The sequence below is a fragment of the Croceivirga sp. JEA036 genome (assembly GCF_011882165.1).
In the GTDB taxonomy this organism is placed as follows: domain Bacteria; phylum Bacteroidota; class Bacteroidia; order Flavobacteriales; family Flavobacteriaceae; genus Croceivirga.
Window position 1 is genome coordinate 275750 of the sequence record NZ_JAATON010000002.1, and the last position, 16359, is coordinate 292108.

The 16359-nt window shown below is 36.8% G+C and carries 16 protein-coding genes; 7 read left to right on the forward strand and 9 right to left on the reverse strand.

Annotated elements, in window-relative coordinates; all coding sequences use genetic code 11:
* The first annotated feature begins 115 nt into the window (after positions 1–115).
* On the forward strand, positions 116–940 hold the full coding sequence (locus HCO57_RS06075) for a thymidylate synthase (protein WP_167988290.1): 825 nt from the start codon (positions 116–118) through the stop codon (positions 938–940).
* A gap of 79 nt (positions 941–1019) precedes the next feature.
* On the opposite strand, the gene HCO57_RS06080 is transcribed toward HCO57_RS06075, so the two are convergent.
* The gene (locus HCO57_RS06080; protein WP_245167547.1) at positions 1020–2762 is read right to left on the reverse strand and encodes a hypothetical protein; all 1743 of its coding nucleotides are present in this window, start codon (positions 2760–2762) and stop codon (positions 1020–1022) included.
* Between the two features lie 221 nt (positions 2763–2983).
* Between HCO57_RS06080 and HCO57_RS06085 the strand changes: the two genes are divergently transcribed.
* The 4 genes from HCO57_RS06085 to egtD are packed head-to-tail and all read left to right on the forward strand — an operon-like array spanning position 2984 to position 7367.
* Positions 2984–3688, forward strand: coding sequence for a response regulator transcription factor (locus HCO57_RS06085; protein ID WP_167988291.1), 705 nt, complete (start codon positions 2984–2986; stop codon positions 3686–3688).
* Positions 3685–5184: a sensor histidine kinase gene (locus tag HCO57_RS06090; protein WP_167988292.1), complete on the forward strand. Its 1500-nt coding sequence runs from the start codon at positions 3685–3687 to the stop codon at positions 5182–5184. The genes HCO57_RS06085 and HCO57_RS06090 overlap by 4 nt, the downstream gene beginning before the upstream one ends.
* A gap of 42 nt (positions 5185–5226) precedes the next feature.
* A complete protein-coding gene (gene egtB / locus HCO57_RS06095; RefSeq protein ID WP_167988293.1) occupies positions 5227–6387 on the forward strand; it encodes an ergothioneine biosynthesis protein EgtB in 1161 nt (386 codons plus the stop codon).
* Between the two features lie 8 nt (positions 6388–6395).
* Positions 6396–7367: an L-histidine N(alpha)-methyltransferase gene (gene egtD / locus HCO57_RS06100; protein WP_167988294.1), complete on the forward strand. Its 972-nt coding sequence runs from the start codon at positions 6396–6398 to the stop codon at positions 7365–7367.
* 40 nt (positions 7368–7407) lie between these two features.
* Here the strand turns inward: egtD and HCO57_RS06105 are convergent, their stop codons facing one another.
* Complete coding sequence (locus HCO57_RS06105) at positions 7408–7704, reverse strand: isoamylase early set domain-containing protein (protein WP_136949547.1); 297 nt, start codon at positions 7702–7704, stop codon at positions 7408–7410.
* 156 nt (positions 7705–7860) lie between these two features.
* On the reverse strand, positions 7861–8949 hold the full coding sequence (locus HCO57_RS06110; RefSeq protein ID WP_167988295.1) for an aminotransferase class V-fold PLP-dependent enzyme: 1089 nt from the start codon (positions 8947–8949) through the stop codon (positions 7861–7863).
* 50 nt (positions 8950–8999) lie between these two features.
* On the opposite strand from HCO57_RS06110, the gene HCO57_RS06115 reads away from it, so the two are divergent.
* Together HCO57_RS06115 and HCO57_RS06120 are read left to right on the forward strand one after the other, a co-directional pair.
* A complete protein-coding gene (locus HCO57_RS06115; RefSeq protein WP_136949545.1) occupies positions 9000–9386 on the forward strand; it encodes a 2TM domain-containing protein in 387 nt (128 codons plus the stop codon).
* Positions 9383–9874 (forward strand): dihydrofolate reductase, encoded by a 492-nt coding sequence (locus tag HCO57_RS06120; RefSeq protein ID WP_136949544.1) that lies wholly within the window; start codon positions 9383–9385, stop codon positions 9872–9874. The genes HCO57_RS06115 and HCO57_RS06120 overlap by 4 nt, the downstream gene beginning before the upstream one ends.
* Here HCO57_RS06120 and murI read toward each other — a convergent pair whose 3' ends face one another.
* The 6 genes from murI to HCO57_RS06150 form a co-directional block, all read right to left on the reverse strand.
* Entirely contained in the window at positions 9875–10657 is a 783-nt protein-coding gene (murI, locus tag HCO57_RS06125; RefSeq protein WP_167988296.1) for a glutamate racemase, read from the reverse strand.
* A 74-nt stretch (positions 10658–10731) separates the two neighbouring features.
* Positions 10732–11241, reverse strand: coding sequence for an OmpH family outer membrane protein (locus HCO57_RS06130; protein WP_136949542.1), 510 nt, complete (start codon positions 11239–11241; stop codon positions 10732–10734).
* A 44-nt stretch (positions 11242–11285) separates the two neighbouring features.
* The gene (locus HCO57_RS06135; RefSeq protein WP_167988297.1) at positions 11286–12137 is read right to left on the reverse strand and encodes an OmpH family outer membrane protein; all 852 of its coding nucleotides are present in this window, start codon (positions 12135–12137) and stop codon (positions 11286–11288) included.
* 103 nt (positions 12138–12240) lie between these two features.
* On the reverse strand, positions 12241–14871 hold the full coding sequence (gene bamA / locus HCO57_RS06140; RefSeq protein WP_167988298.1) for an outer membrane protein assembly factor BamA: 2631 nt from the start codon (positions 14869–14871) through the stop codon (positions 12241–12243).
* Positions 14843–15583 carry an isoprenyl transferase gene (locus HCO57_RS06145; protein ID WP_167988299.1) on the reverse strand — a complete coding sequence of 247 codons (741 nt, stop codon included), beginning with the start codon at positions 15581–15583 and terminating at the stop codon, positions 14843–14845. The genes bamA and HCO57_RS06145 overlap by 29 nt, the downstream gene beginning before the upstream one ends.
* 4 nt (positions 15584–15587) lie before the next feature.
* Positions 15588–16274, reverse strand: a complete 687-nt coding sequence (locus HCO57_RS06150) for a DUF6089 family protein (protein WP_167988300.1) — start codon at positions 16272–16274, stop codon at positions 15588–15590.
* Positions 16275–16359 lie beyond the last annotated feature (85 nt).

Consider the following 16359-nt stretch of genomic DNA (forward strand, 5'->3'; position numbering starts at 1 on the left):
TCGTTAATAAAAAGTGTATAATCCTTTAGAACAAAAATGAATTTAGGTTGAATTATCCGCTACTTTTGAATTGATTTTGTAGTCTCATAATACAGGAGACAGTAGAGCGCTTTTTATGAAACAATACCACGACTTATTAAAACATGTCCTTGCAGAGGGCAATCAAAAAGCAGATAGAACGGGCACCGGAACTTTAAGCGTTTTTGGTTACCAAATGCGATTTGATTTACAAGAGGGTTTCCCTATGGTGACCACAAAAAAATTGCACTTAAAATCAATTATACACGAGCTACTTTGGTTTTTAAAAGGTGATACAAACATTGCCTATTTACAAGAAAACGGCGTACGTATTTGGAATGAGTGGGCTGATGAAAATGGTAACCTTGGTCCTGTTTATGGGCACCAATGGCGTAACTGGAATAGTGAAGAAATTGACCAAATCAAAGAGGTAATAGATACTTTAAGGAACAACCCCAATAGCCGTAGAATGTTGGTTTCTGCCTGGAATCCAAGTGTTATGCCAGATACTTCTGTATCTTTCTCAGAAAATGTAGCCAATGGTAAAGCAGCTTTACCGCCTTGCCATGCCTTTTTTCAATTTTACGTAGCCAATGGAAAGTTAAGTTGCCAGTTATATCAACGTAGTGCAGACATCTTTCTTGGAGTACCTTTCAATATTGCATCTTATGCCTTGTTCACAATGATGATGGCTCAAGTTTGTGGTTACGAAGCTGGGGAATTTATCCACACCTTTGGAGACGCACATATTTATAACAACCACATGGAACAGGTAGAACTACAATTAAGTAGAGAACCTAGACCTTTACCCACAATGGAATTAAATCCTGAGATTAAAGACATATTTGACTTTACGTTTGAAGATTTTACCCTAAAAAATTACGACCCACACCCACATATTAAAGGTGCCGTGGCCGTATAAATACATAAGCCCAAACCGAATGGTTTGGGCTTTTTAAATAAACAAAACACTTAGAAAAGACCATTCTTTTCCATAGCAATTAGTTTCGTGTTACGGTTATACTATTAGAAAGTCCGTACAAACCTTCCAAATCGTCTACATTACTACCCATTTCCAAGCCTGTTAAACCGTCTTCATAACGCATATACCAGATTAGACAAACGCCTGTACCAGCACCATCAAAGTCTACACCTTCTACCGCTGCCAATGTTGGTGGCAAGCCTAAGATATTACCTTGGTCGTCTGTAATTACCCAAGTACTGTTACTTCCTGTGGCAGCACTACTATCCAAGCTAATACCGCTTACCATATCTGGGTTACCATCTACTTGAAAGGTAAAAGGACCACCAGAAATAACTCCAGCATTTGGATTTCTATATACACTTACGCTATTAGATAACGCAAAAAAACCATCCAAATCGGCTGCATTTGCTCCAGCTTCCAATCCCACAATACCATCTTCATAGGTTATGTGCCATATTAAACAAAGTCCTATGCCTGCGCCATCAAAATCCACCCCTTCTACGTCTTCTAATGTTGGCGGTAAACCTAGAATATTTAGGTCTGCATCTGTAATTACATAACCTTGATTGCTACCTGTTAGCTGAGTTTCGTCCAAAGTAATACCGCTAACCCTATCGGCAGTTCCATCTACAGAAAACATAAACGGTCCGCCAGAAAGGATACCTGCGTTTAATGCGTTTCTGTTTACTGTTACAAAGTTAGACACCGCAAAAGAACCAGATAAGGTTTCTAGGTTACCGCCTTGCTCCAAACCTTCTATACCAGAAGTATATGTAACATGGTAAATGTAACAAGAACCTACGCCAGCTCCATCAAAATCTACACCCATTACTGCTTCTAAAGTCGGTGGTAATCCTAGAATATTTTTAGCATCGTCTGTGATTACATAGGTTTGATTTTCACCATTTAGGTCCGTCTCGTCCAAAGCAATAGCAGACACCATGTCTGGCATACCATCTACCACAAAATTATAAGGACCTCCACTTAATGCGCCTGCATTCAGCCCAACTCTATCTACTACAACAAAGTTAGACACGGCAAATTGCCCAGTAAGATTATCTAGGTTACCACCTTGCTCCAATCCGCCTAATTCTGCGGAATACGTTAGGTGATAAATGTAACAAGAACCAACACCAGCCCCATCAAAATCTACCCCCATCACTGCTTCTAAGGTTGGTGGCAAACCCAAGATATTTTTAGCATCATCTGTAATTACATACGTTTGGTTATCGCCGGTTACATTTGCTGCATCCAATGCAATTTCTGAAACCATATCTGGTAAACCATCTACAACAAATTCGTACGGTCCGCCAGATAACATTCCGGCGTTAAGACCGCCACGATTTACAACAATAAAGTTGGATAAATCAAACGTGCCATCTAAATCGTCTAAATTTTGTTCGGTTTCCAAACCTGTTAAACCCGTTTGGTAGGTAATATGGTAAATATAGCATACACCTTCTCCTGCCCCATCAAAATCCACACCTTCTAAGGCTTCAAAAGTTGGTGGTAAGCCCAAAATGTTCTTAGCGTCGTCGGTAATCACAAAAGACTGTACATCTCCTTGTCCAGTAAAATTGTCTAAGGTTATTCCGCTCACCATATCTGGCACACCATCCACCGTAAAGTTAAAAGGACCGCCAGCTAGTGTGCCAGCTTCTAAATTTTCTGGTGTCGTAGTACTATCATCGTCATCTGAACACGAGACTACGACTAAGGCCAATATTGCTATTAGCCAAAATGATTTAAAGTGGTTCATTGTTATAATTTTTAAGTTTTGACAAAGGAACCCACCACAGATTGCAAACTCTTCACAGAAATTTAAAGATTTATTACATGTTGATTTTCAATACTTTAATGCCTATCTTAATATCAAATTGTTAGCCTTTTAAGAAAAGTGCGACTATTTTATCACAAACCATCACAATGCCTTGTGGACTTGTGAACTTTTTGTGAAACATTATGTCTTATTTAGCCAAAATGAAGCAGGTATTGATTATAGAGGACGACCCGGAAATTATCCATTTATTAGAACTCCATTTAAAAGACTTGGACTGCCAAGTGGAAACCGCCACAAAAGGGATAGAGGGCCTGGAAAAAGCTTTATCTCTTAAGCCCGACCTTATTGTTCTAGATGTAATGTTACCAGAACTAGACGGAATAGAAATTTGCAGAAGACTACGTGCCGCACAACTAAATAGCCCTATTTTAATGCTAACGGCAAAATCTGAAGAAATAGACAAGGTACTAGGTTTAGAAATGGGCGCAGACGACTACCTAACTAAACCCTTTAGCATACGAGAATTCTTGGCACGTGTAAAAGCTATTTTTAGACGCGGTAATATGAGTGCTCCCGTAGCACCTATAACTAAGGAAACCAAAAAAATGACCTTTGGAGAACTAGCAGTAGACTTAGAATACAGGAAAGTTACCCTAAAAGACAAAAAAATAGACTTAAGCCCTAAAGAGTTTGACTTACTAGTGTTACTGTCTAGCAATCCCGGTAAAAGTTATGACCGTACCAAGCTACTTAACCTTATTTGGGGTTATGATTTTCAGGGTTATGAGCATACGGTAAACTCACACATTAACAGATTGCGCTCTAAAATAGAGCCAGACATGGGCAATCCAAGATATATTTTAACCTCTTGGGGTGTTGGCTATAAATTCAATGAAGAAGTATGAAAGAAAATCTCTACTCTAACCGGCTTATTACAAAACTAATAATTTCTTTCTTAGCGGTACTTCTTTTGGCCGGTATTGGTTTTACGGTGGCCACATTTTATTTTTCTAATCACTATTTATCCGAGACCACCCAACGATTACACGCTAATTTAGCCCAAGATTTAATTGACGAAAAATTTGTTTCTCAAAGCCCCATAGATAGTTTGGGCAATGTAAACAAAGCCTTGTTTGGAGACATTATGCACGATATGATGGGAATAAATCGTGCTATAGAAGTTTATCTGTTAGATATAGAAGGAAAAGTACAGTATTCTGTTGTTCTAGACCATAATGACCCCAAAAAACAACAAGAACAAGTTGCCTTAGCTCCAATTGAAACTTTTATTGCTCAAAATGGAAATGGTTATATCTTAGGAGACAATCCTAGAAGTCCTGGAGAAGAACAAATATTTTCTGCAGCCAAATTTTCTAAGGGTGGAAAAGAGGGCTATATCTACATTATTTTAGCTGGGCAAGATTACAGTAATACCAAAGCGTTATTGTTTGGCGGATATGCACAAAAAATGGGTTTGGGCATCTCTGTCCTTACCTTGTTTTTTGCCGGACTTTTAGGCATTCTCTCTATCTGGTATTTAACCAAAAACTTACGCGAAATTAGTTATGCCGCCAAGCGTTTTCAACAAGGAGATTTGGAGTACCGAATTGCTGCCAAGCACAAAACCGATTTAACCGGACTTGCCAATACCTATAATGAGATGGCAGATACCATATTAAAAGATATGGAACACATTAAATCTTTAGAAAACATGCGTAGGGAACTTATTGCCAATATTAGCCACGACCTGCGTACGCCCTTATCTGTAATACAAGGTTATATCGAAACTTTGAAAATGAAAGAGGGACAATTATCTGAAAGCGATAAAGAACGCTACATGGATATTATAAGTTCTAGTGGCGAGCGATTATCTAAGATGATAGCCCAATTGTTTGAGTATTCCAAGTTAGAAGCCAAGCAAATAAGCCCAAAAAAAGAACCATTTTTATTAAGCGAATTGGCGCATGACATTTGCAACAACTATGAAGTATTGGCGCAGAAAAAGAACATTCAATTTTCACTGGACATTCCAGAAAACGTGCCGCTGGTATTTGCAGATATATCTTTGGTAGAACGTGCCATCCAAAACTTAATTGACAATGCCCTAAAATTTACGCCAGAAAACGGCACGGTTACGCTTCAATTAGTCAACAACAATAAAGAAGTTGCTATTTTAATAAAGGATGACGGCCCTGGTATCACAGAAGAAAATCAGGCTTTAATTTTTGAACGCTACAGACAAACCAAACAAAGTCATGAAAAAGAAGGGGCCGGCCTAGGTTTAGCCATTGTAAGAAAAATTGTAGAACTGCATAATGCCAGCATCAAGGTATTAAGCAAACCCAATGAGGGAACCATTTTTAGCTTTTCTTTACCAATTTATAACATATCTAATGCGTAGTAGCCCCCTATTTAATGCGTATATTTAGAAAAAACGCTATACATGCCCACAATGCACCCTATGCTGGAATTTTTCTTAGCAACAAGAAAACAATCCGAAAAACTATGTGCACCACTAGCTACAGAAGATTATGTGGTACAACCCATAGCAGATGTGAGTCCACCAAAATGGCATTTGGGCCATACTACTTGGTTTTTTGAAGAGTTTATCCTTAAACCCCACGTAAAGAATTACAAAACCTATCATGAGGATTTTTCTTTTGTCTTTAATAGCTACTATGAAACCGTTGGCAAACGAGTGGTACGTGCAGACCGTGGCAATTTAAGTAGACCCACCGTTGCTCAAATTTATAGCTATAGAGAACAAGTTACCCAAGCCATTGCTACTTTATTTGATGCCCCCATTACTGAAGATGTAATAGCACTTTTAGAAATTGGCATTCATCATGAAAAACAACACCAAGAATTATTGCTAACAGATATTAAGTACATTCTTGGTAACAATCCACTATTGCCAAGTTATGACGATAAGATTGTTGAATATCCTCCTGATGTAACACAAACAGAATGGATATCAATTGATGAAGGAGTTTATGAAATAGGTCATAAGGGCGATGCTTTTTGTTATGATAACGAATTGGGCAGACATAAAGTCTACCTACATGATTTTAGTATTAGAAACACATTAGTAACCAATGGTGAATTTTTAGAATTTATAACCGATGGTGGTTATGAACGTTTTGACTTATGGCATGCAGAAGGATGGGATTGGGTAACCAGCAACAATATTAAAGCTCCCAATTATTGGCACTTGGTAGCAGACAACTGGCAGTATTATACCTTACAAGGTCTACAACCAATTCAATTAAGTGCACCTTTAGCTCATATTTCCTTTTATGAAGCCTTCGCTTTTGCACAATGGAAGGGTTTACGACTGCCAACAGAATTTGAATGGGAAGTTGCGAATGACAAACTACAATGGGGTAGCCGGTGGGAATGGACAGAAAGTGCTTATCTACCCTATCCAAACTATAAAAAAGCAGACGGGGCTTTGGGCGAATACAACGGCAAATTCATGGTAAGTCAAAAAGTACTCAGAGGTGGTTCTATAGCCACCCCAATAAAACACACACGCCACACCTATAGAAATTTTTTTCACCCACAATTAAGGTGGCAATACACTGGCCTAAGACTGGTAAAATAAAACATGTAATGGAAAAAACAACAACACCTAAAACAAACACGGTTTTTGCCAGAGAGGTAAAAGAAGGACTCAGCTCCTATCCTAAACATTTATCTTCCAAATACTTTTATGATGAAATTGGAGATAAGCTTTTTCAGCAAATTATGGCTTTGCCAGAATATTACTTAACACGAGCGGAGTACGCAATTTTTGAGCAACATAAAACAGAAATAACTGCTAGTTTTTCTGCCCCACATGTTCCGTTTAATTTATATGAACTTGGTGCTGGTGATGGCACTAAGACCAAACTACTTTTAAAAGAGCTATTAGCGCAAAACTACCAATTTGAATACCGCCCAATAGATATTAGTGCCAATGCTTTAGCACAACTAAGTACCTCCTTGACCAATGAATTGCCTAACGTATCTGTACAACCTATACAAGGTACTTATTTTGATAGTTTAAAAGAAATGGGGCAAACTCAAGAAAAGAAAAAGGTAATCTTGTTTTTAGGTTCTAATATAGGCAACCTTAACCATAAACTTGCGTTAGAATTTTTGATGAACATTGCCCATATTCTTAATAAAGACGATTTATTCTTTATGGGGATGGACCAAAAGAAACACCCTAGGACAATCTTAAATGCCTATAGCGACCCGTCTGGTATTACGGCAGCATTTAACAAGAATGTCTTAACCCGAATTAACAATGAATTAGGAGGCAATTTTAATTTGGACAACTTTATTCATTGGGAGAGTTATAACCCAGAAACAGGTACTGCCAAAAGCTATTTGGTGAGCAAAATTGCACAAGAAGTAACCATAGAAGCTTTAGAACAAAGTTTTGAGTTTGATGCTTGGGAGACTATACATACCGAAATTTCACAAAAATATGATGATGCTATGGTTCACCAAATGGCAGAAGATGCCGGTTTACGTGTGGTGAATCAATTTACAGATGCAAATAGTACTTTTAAAAACTACTTATTCACTATTGCATAAAAAAAAAGGAAAGCCCCGTTGAAAAACGGGGCATTTATATTTAAAGTTCTATCACAGCGTTTTCTGCACCAGCAAAATCGTTCCATTGGTAACGATCCGCAGATTCGTCATTTACGTAATTTTCATCTACCAAATAACGGAACTCGTAACTATTCTCTTTAGGTAACTCAAAAGTTCCCTTAAAAGTTCCATTCTTTAATTTTTTAAGTGTACTCCCTTTAGGATTCCAATTATTAAAATCGCCTACAACGGCTACATTTTCTGCATCTTTTGCAGGCACCGTAAAGGTAACCTTACAAATTGGCTTGCTTTTTAAATACTGTTTTTTGATTGCCATGACAACTAATTTTCAATTAAACTAAGACACAAAACAACTCATAAAAGTCTTAATTGTCAACAGGTTAGAACCGATTTATCATTTTGATAAAATAAGCTTGACCAATTCTTGACTTTACCTAAAAAAGTAGGAAAATTTTGTCACTAATAAAAATTTTTAACTTTTGCTAATTACCCCTGCAATAGCATCTACATCCGTTTTGGTGTTATAAAAGTGAAAACTAACTCTTACATAACCTTCCCGTAAGGCAACAGCTATATCATGGCCCGCTAAGGCATTAAATAATGTTTCCCCTCCTTTTAGTCTAAAAATTGTGCTATGCGTTCTTCTTTCTGCCACTAATTCATCTAATGCTCCCAAGGCCGTAAACGTTTCTTTGGCGTAAGCGGAGAGTTTGCTATTTTGCTCATAAATTGCGCTTACTCCCAATTCTTCCATTAGTTGTATCCCTTGCCCTAGACTACCAAAGCTCAATGCATCTAGATGCCCCGGCTCAAAATGCTTGTAAAAAGGTATTTTGTTTTTCTTGGAACTATCTCCACTAACTGACCCAAAACCAACGATGGTAGGGTTTAGCTGTAGTTTAACCGCATCACTAAAAAGCATAAACCCATTACCATAGCCACCAAGCATCCATTTGTAACCACTTGCAATAACTACGTCTATTTTAGAGGCCTTAAAATCTAAAGGAAACATACCACAATACTGTGTAGCATCTACCACAATAATTAGTTCTGGATAAATCGCTTTTAAACCAGCAAAGAAACTGGGTTGTAATAACAATCCACTTAACCATTGGGTTATACTTACTGCCAAAAGTGTAATTTCTTTTTGCTTAACCGTGTTGATAATATCTTCTTCTATAGTAGCGGTAATTGGCATAGCAGTTAACCGATGCTCTGAACCTTGTAACGGCCATATTAAAGACGGATAATCGTCTTCTAAACAAAGTATATGTTGTTTGGTATTTAAAGCGCTTAGTAAACTATTTATACCCCAGCTAAAATTGGGTATTAACGCTACATCCCTGTCTTCACAATTAAAAAATCGTTTTAAGGACATTCTTGTTTCTTCTACAATTTTTACAGAACTATTGTAATAGCTGCTTGCCTTTAAAAATAAATCTAAATCTTTGTCTTGGCGCCAATCATACAAATCCTCAAACATTGGTCCTGTAGCGGCTGTGTTTGCATAAATACCTCGTTTAAAAACCGGAAATTGCTTTCTTATTTGGGAGAGTTCCATAACCAATTGCGTTACATTTAAAGTATATTTGTTTATAAAGATAACGAAACATGTTTTCTAGAAAGAAGCCAAAAAGTGATATTGAACTAGAGCAACATGAGCTCTTGGAACATGCGCAAAAAAGAATAAGACAAAAGAAAAATTTATTTACTCATTTTGTCATTTTTTTGATTGGTAGTGTTTTTCTTGTTCTAATCAATAAAATTTTAAAATATGGTGATACATACAACTGGTTTGTATGGGCTATTACAGCTTGGGCATTTTTGTTTGTAATACATATTTTTAACGTATTTGTAACCCAAAAATTTATGGGTACAGATTGGGAAAGAAAACAACGCGAAAAACTTGTAGCAAAGCAAAAAAAACGAATAGCAGAAATACAAAAGGAAATAGAAACCGATTTTCCACTATCCCAAATCAATAAAAAAAAAGAATGAATCAGTTAATTCTTATAGCTGCGGCTGCAGAAAACAATGCTTTAGGCAAAGACAACGATTTACCTTGGCATTTACCAGATGATTTTAAGCGTTTTAAAGCCTTAACCACAGGACACAAGATAATAATGGGTAGAAAAACACTAGAAAGTTTTCCTAGTCCTTTACCCAATAGAGAGCACATTGTTATTACAAGAGATAAAAATTATAAACCTAAGTTTCCGTGCACTATTGTCCATTCCATAGAAGAAGCGCTTAGTTTAATTGCGCCTACAGAAGACGCTTTTATTATTGGTGGGGGCGAAATTTACGCATTAGCCTTACCCTATGCTACAAAAATTGAATTGACTCGTGTACACGCAGAAGTAGAAGCAGATGCTTTTTTCCCTGAATTTGACAAGGACTCTTGGCAGTTAGAGCAAGAGAAGTTTCATGATAAGGATGATAGGCATCAATACGCGTTTACCTACCGAACCTATACTAGAAGCTAATTAAAAGTTTAAAAAGGAAACCTCAGCATCGCTATGCTGCACAAATTCTTTTAAAAGCTTATCATCTCCATTGCTATATAGATAATGACTTATTGTAGCAGATTCTGGAGCTAAAAGATTGTTATTTGCTAAAACCGTTCTAGTTTGTTTAGCAACAGCTAAACCAGAATCTAGAATTGTAACATCTGGTGGCATAAGTTCTTTAAGCACAGGAATTAGATACGGATAGTGCGTACAGCCCAATACCAAGCAATCCATTCCTTGTACTAACATAGGGTTTATGTAAGATGCCAATACTGTTTTCATTTTTGAGGAATGTAGTTTACCATCCTCTATCAAATCTACCAAACCCGTACCAACCTGCTCTATCACCTTAATTCCTGAAGCATGTATTTTGGTAGTACTATGAAACAAACTACTAGATAGCGTACCTTTTGTGGCCAAAACACCAACCACACCGGTTTTGGTTTTAAGCGCAGCTGGCTTAATAGCAGGTTCTATGCCTATAAAAGGAACATCAAACGTGCTACGCAACTCCGCAATAGCGTTTGTTGTTGCCGTGTTACAAGCTACTACAATAAGCTTTGCTCCATTTTTCAGCAACAATTCTGTATTCTTTATACTGAGCTCTAGAATCTGTTCTTTAGATTTTTCACCGTAGGGAGCGTTAGCACTATCTGCTAAAAAAACAGTAGATTCTAGCGGCATTAAGTCTACCAATTCTTTCCAAATAGAAGTACCTCCTATGCCTGAATCAAAAACGCCAATAGGTTTATTATCCATAGACCAAAAATAAAAAACCATCGCAATTTAGGTAGACCTAAACCCGATGGTTCTTTTAACTTTTAAAAACTGTATTAGAAACCTAATTCTTGTTTTACCGCTGGCAATAAATCTTTACCTTTTGCTACGATTAATCCACTCCCTTGGGAAGCATCTATAACGTAATCAAAACCTTGAGCTGCTGCAACTTTTTCTATAGCCACCTTAGCTTTTTCTGAGATTGGAGCAAATAACTCTGCTTGCTTTTTTTGCATTTCTTGCATAGCTGCAGCCTCTGCTTCTTGAATATTCTTTTCGTACCCTTGTAATTCTACCGCTCTTTTGTCGTTCTCTTCTTTAGTTTTAGAAGCTGCCTCATTAGAATATTGGGTGTACTTGTTTCTTAATTCTGTCATTGAGCTTTCTAAATCTGCTCTATAGGTTTCTTGCACTTGTTTAAGTTCAGCTTGCGCTTTTTTCATTTCTGGCATTTCAGAAAGCAACTTATTAACATCAATATGTGCAACCTTACTTTGAGCATTTACAAAACCTGTTGTCGCCACCATCAACACCAACGCAACAACAATCTTTTTTACATTTTTCATAATTTTAAATAGCTTTAATTTGAGTATAAATTCTAGTGTTCAGTTTAATTACTAGTTGAATCCTTTTCTGTTTTCTTTTCTTCTTCTAACTTTTTTCTTTCTTCTTCTTTAGCCTTTCTTTTGGCCTCTCTCTCCTCCAACAATTTTTTTCTACGTTCTTCGTAAGCTTTTTTACGCTCCTCTCTAAGCTTTAATTGCTCAGCTCTACGTGCCTCTGCAGCCTTAGCATTATCTTCTTTTAATTGTGCCGCTTTGTCTTGCCTATCTTTTAAAGCTTCACTTATCTCTTCATCCGCCTCAGCTTCTTCTGCTTGGAACTCTTTTAATCGGTTCTTAAGCTTCTGATCCTTTTTACTGGCACTAACTTTTCTTGTTCTTGCAATCTCTCGCAATACCAAGTCACTGATATCGTGCCTTTTTTCGGAATACAACATTACAACATCTGCAGATTTATCAAAAATAAAATCATATCTTTTATTCTGACCTATTTTTTGCACCTCTACAAACACTTGGTCCTGTATGGGCTGTATTAGCAATTGCTTTTGCAAAATTAAATCGCCTTGAGGTCCAAATCTATTTTGTTGGTAGTCTAGCGCTTCTGCTTCTAACACCTGTATTTCTTCCTCTCTTTCTGCAATGAGCTCATCCGTTAGCAATACCTTCTCGGCTGCTAAATCTTTCTTCATTTGATCAACAGTACTTAGTTTAAGCTCAATTTCTTTCTTCCATTTGTCTGCTTTGGCATTCAACTGTTCTGTTGCTTCTCGGTATTCCTCTACATTTTCCAAGATATATTCCATATCTACATAACCGATTCTAACCCCTACAGCACGTTGTGCCATAGCCACAGTTACCATGGAAAGGAATGCAATTACTAAGAGCGTTTTTGTCTTCATTGTTTGAATCCGAATTTTACATAGAAAATATCGTGCCAAAAATACCAAATAACTTATTATGAGTTAATTAGAAAAATAAAATGTTTAGATATTTCTATACTGATTAAAATTGCTGACCAATAATGAAGTGGGTTTGCCAACCACTTTTAACGCCTGGGTTGATGTTGTCATCGTCAAAACCATGTGCAAAATCAATCCCCAATAGTCCAAATGCCGGCATAAATATACGTAGCCCCACCCCAGCTGATCTCTTTAACTGAAACGGATTAAAGTCTTGAAAATTGTTGAAGGCATTACCAGCTTCTAAAAAAGATTGCACATAAATAGATGCTGATGGTTTAAGGGTTAACGGATAACGTAATTCTAAAGAATACTTATTATAGATAGTACCACCTTCTCTGTCTGATGTTCTTCGAATTGGATTGAAAGAAGTGAATGCTAAAGAACTATTCTCATAACCTCTTAATTGCACCACATCTCTACCATCTAAAGTAAAGTTACCTAAACCATCACCCCCAACAAAGAAACGCTCAAAAGGTACATCTCCTATATCACTATTATAATTACCCAAGAATCCAAACTCTGCATTGGTGCGTAATACTAATTTACCAACTAGGTTAGTGTACCAATCTCCTTTAAATTTAATTTTATAAAATTCTAACCACTTAAAGCGTTCTTCTTCTATATTTTCTAATTCACTTATCTCTTGCGTTGTTAACTCTCGCTCTAGTGCTGTATCCGTAAGCTCGTCTGCTCTATCTCTTAACGCTTTAAAATCCTTACCACCTATCAATGAATACGGTGGGGTAAATTTAGCGGTAAGTTCAAAATTAGAACCCGTCATCGGGAAAATTCTACTAGGGCCTTGAGAACTTCTAGATAGACCGAAGGTGTAACTTACAGAGTTTGAAGTACCGTTACCAAAGTTAAATAAACCCGTATTGTAATTTTTAAAATCGTAATGCTGATATCCTAACGAATGGCTTACAGTAAAGAAATCATCTGGCCATTGTACACGTTTTGCCAAACCAGCAGAAACCCCGGTAATAGAGAATGTTCTATCCTTGTCTACCTCTATACGGCCTGTATTGCTAAAGTTTGCCAAGAATTGCTGTGTTCTAGAAAAGCTAAGATTAAAACGTACTGGCTTTCTACCATTTAACCATGGTTCTGCAAAGCTCAAACTATATACTCTAAATGTTCTACTACCTTGTAAACGTAAGGCAAAAGACTGTCCGTCTCCCATAGGCACTGGCTTGTACGCTTCTTTATTAAATAAGTTTTGAATAGAGAAGTTATTAAAGGACAAACCTAATGTTCCGATGAAACCACCGCCACCAAAACCACCTTGTAATTCTATTTGGCTAGACCCTGCCTCTACTAAATTATAGTTTATATCTACCGTACCAGCATTAGGATCTGGATTTTGAATGTCTGGCGCAATCTGTTCCGCATCAAAAAAACCAAGTTGCCCTAGTTCTCTTACCGTTCTAACAATATTGTCCTTACTGTATTTTTGACCTGGTCGTGTACGTAGCTCTCTAAAGATGACATGGTCATTGGTTTTATCATTACCATTAACTGTTACCCTGTTTAAAAAAGTCTCTTTACCTTCTATAATTCTAATTTCGAAATCTATGGTATCGTTGACAGCAGAAATTTCTACAGGATTAATAGAAGAAAACAAATAGCCATTATTTTGATATAGATTAGTTAAATCTTCGCCATCTGGCTTACTATCATCAGCGATACGTTTTTTAAGTAAAACGCCATTATAGGTATCCCCCTTTTTAATTCCTAAAACCTGACCTAATATACGATCAGAATAAACGGTATTCCCTACAAAATCAATATTTCCAAAGTAATATTTGTTCCCCTCTTCTACATTAATTTTTAACGCAATATTGTTCTCGTCTAATTTTACAAAGGTATCTGACAATACACGGGCATCACGGTAGCCACGCTCTGCATAAGTATCTATTAAATTAGACAAATCTTCTTTATAATCGTCCTCTATATATTTAGATTTTTTCCAGAAACGGTAAAACTTCTTCTGTTTTGTTTTCTTCAAGGCCTTTTTTAATCGCTTATCAGACAACTGCTCATTACCTTCAAAAACAATTTCATCAATCTTTACCTTTTCACCCTTTTTAATATTTACCACCATGTTTTCTGTGTTAGTCCCCACAGTATCTTTAGCAGTAGCAATAGTAACTTTAGTGTTTAAGTAGCCTTGTTTTTTGTATTTATTCTCTAAATACCCTTTGGTATTTGCAATTAAACTTTCTGTAATTTTTTTACCTTTTTTAAGGTCTGTATCATTTACAATACCTTCTACCTTACGCTTTTTGATACCGTAAAAGGTTACGTTAGATAAGGTTGGCCTTTCTTTAATACGCAATTGCAAGAATACTTTATCATCCTCTACATAGTGATAAAAAGCAATATCACTAAACAATTCTAAGCTCCACAACTTTTTAATTACAGAACTCAATTCTTCTCCAGGCACCTTAATTGGTTGCCCTACCCTTAAGCCTGTATAGGTTTTAACGGTTTGCTCATTGTAGCTTTGCAGACCTGTAACCTCTATACCTCCAAGAATATACTCCTTACTGGTTTCTAAGGTTGGTGCTTGCGCCAAAACGGCTTGTGCAAATAATAAAATAGGAATTAATACTGTGCTTAGTGATGGTACCTTAAGCAATTTAATTAAGTTGTTCGCTAGTTTTTCCAAATCTTCGTTCTCTATTTTGGTAATTTATTATCGCATTTACCAAATGCTCTTCATTAAAATCGGGCCAAAATACGTCAATAAAATATAATTCGGCATATGCAATCTGCCAAAGTAGAAAATTACTGATCCGATGCTCTCCGCTGGTACGGATCATGAGGTCCACATCTGGCAGGTCATGCGTGTAAAGATGTGTATTTATGAGTTGTTCGTCAATATCATCCTCTGAAATTATATTATTTTTAACTTTGGATGCGATACATTTGACGGCATTATTTAGTTCTTCCCGAGCTCCATAGCTTAATGCCAAAGTCAGGGTAAGCCCAGTGTTTTTAGCGGTTAACTCAATAACATCTTGCAGCTCTTTCCTTGCTTTTTGAGGTAAAGCTTCTAAATTACCTATAGCATTGAGCTTTATATTGTTATCCTTAAAAGTTTTTAACTCTTTTCTAAGAGAACCAATTAAAATTTTCATGAGAGTTTGCACCTCTAGCTTTGGTCTTTTCCAGTTTTCTGTGGAAAAAGCATAAAGGGTAAGGCACTGTATATCTAGCTTGGCGCAGTGCTCCACTGTTTTGCGGACAGCATTCACTCCGTTCTCATGACCAAAAACACGTAATTTGCCCCGCTGTTTAGCCCAACGGCCATTGCCATCCATAATAATGGCAATATGCTTGGGTAATTTATTTTTATCTATTTGGTCTAGGTTGTTCATTTAACTACTCAAAACAATCTTGGCATGGCTTTCTACCAAAGGTATAAGTTAATGTTAACCCTGAAAACACATACCAATCATCACTTAAAAAATTACCAAACTTAAATTCATCAAAATTTGAATTGTAAGGATTACTGGCATCCAAGTTGTCTGTGAAGGTGTATCGCGCCCCTATTTCTGCTCCAAGGATTAGAAATTGATTTAATCGCAATTTGGCTCCAACAGTCATTGGAACTGCGAAACTACCATCTTTTTGATTAATATCCTGAACTTGTTGCGCATCTATGTAGTTAAAATCGTATCTAAAGTAAGTTACACCTGTATATAAATAAGGTGTAAAGGCAGGCCCTAGCTTGTGTAAGTTATATTCTACAAAGTTAAATTCTATACCTGCAGAATATTCTGTAATGGCATTTTCAACCCTATACCCGCGTTGCTCTCTGGAAGCCATATTGCTATTGGCATCATCCATTACCACTTTACCATGTATAATACTACCACGATAGGCCCATCTTTTTCTTTTGTTCCATTTAAAGATGCCACCAAAGGCTACACCAGAAGGCAATACGTAGTTAGTTCTACCTATATCTGTAATGGCATTAGCACCCCCCGCAAACAAACCAACCTCGTATGTTTGTGCATGGATACTCATAGCCATAACCATACCTATTAAGATGAAAATTCTTTTCATTTTCTTACCCTTATTACTTTTTAAATCGGGTTGCCGTTATTACCAAATTAATTTTTAATAAAACGGCTTGCAAATATAGCATTCT

Excerpts from the sequence above, each read along its gene's own strand:
- HCO57_RS06085 (WP_167988291.1), top strand. The coding sequence starts at position 2,984 with ATGAAGCAGGTATTGATTATAGAGGACGACCCGGAAATTATCCATTTA.
- HCO57_RS06080 (WP_245167547.1), bottom strand. The coding sequence starts at position 2,762 with ATGAACCACTTTAAATCATTTTGGCTAATAGCAATATTGGCCTTAGTC.
- egtB (WP_167988293.1), top strand. The coding sequence starts at position 5,227 with ATGCCCACAATGCACCCTATGCTGGAATTTTTCTTAGCAACAAGAAAA.
- HCO57_RS06115 (WP_136949545.1), top strand. The coding sequence starts at position 9,000 with ATGTTTTCTAGAAAGAAGCCAAAAAGTGATATTGAACTAGAGCAACAT.
- HCO57_RS06150 (WP_167988300.1), bottom strand. The coding sequence starts at position 16,274 with ATGAAAAGAATTTTCATCTTAATAGGTATGGTTATGGCTATGAGTATC.
- HCO57_RS06090 (WP_167988292.1), top strand. The coding sequence starts at position 3,685 with ATGAAAGAAAATCTCTACTCTAACCGGCTTATTACAAAACTAATAATT.
- HCO57_RS06130 (WP_136949542.1), bottom strand. The coding sequence starts at position 11,241 with ATGAAAAATGTAAAAAAGATTGTTGTTGCGTTGGTGTTGATGGTGGCG.
- HCO57_RS06145 (WP_167988299.1), bottom strand. The coding sequence starts at position 15,583 with ATGAACAACCTAGACCAAATAGATAAAAATAAATTACCCAAGCATATT.
- HCO57_RS06075 (WP_167988290.1), top strand. The coding sequence starts at position 116 with ATGAAACAATACCACGACTTATTAAAACATGTCCTTGCAGAGGGCAAT.
- HCO57_RS06120 (WP_136949544.1), top strand. The coding sequence starts at position 9,383 with ATGAATCAGTTAATTCTTATAGCTGCGGCTGCAGAAAACAATGCTTTA.
- HCO57_RS06135 (WP_167988297.1), bottom strand. The coding sequence starts at position 12,137 with ATGAAGACAAAAACGCTCTTAGTAATTGCATTCCTTTCCATGGTAACT.
- HCO57_RS06110 (WP_167988295.1), bottom strand. The coding sequence starts at position 8,949 with ATGGAACTCTCCCAAATAAGAAAGCAATTTCCGGTTTTTAAACGAGGT.
- egtD (WP_167988294.1), top strand. The coding sequence starts at position 6,396 with ATGGAAAAAACAACAACACCTAAAACAAACACGGTTTTTGCCAGAGAG.
- murI (WP_167988296.1), bottom strand. The coding sequence starts at position 10,657 with ATGGATAATAAACCTATTGGCGTTTTTGATTCAGGCATAGGAGGTACT.
- HCO57_RS06105 (WP_136949547.1), bottom strand. The coding sequence starts at position 7,704 with ATGGCAATCAAAAAACAGTATTTAAAAAGCAAGCCAATTTGTAAGGTT.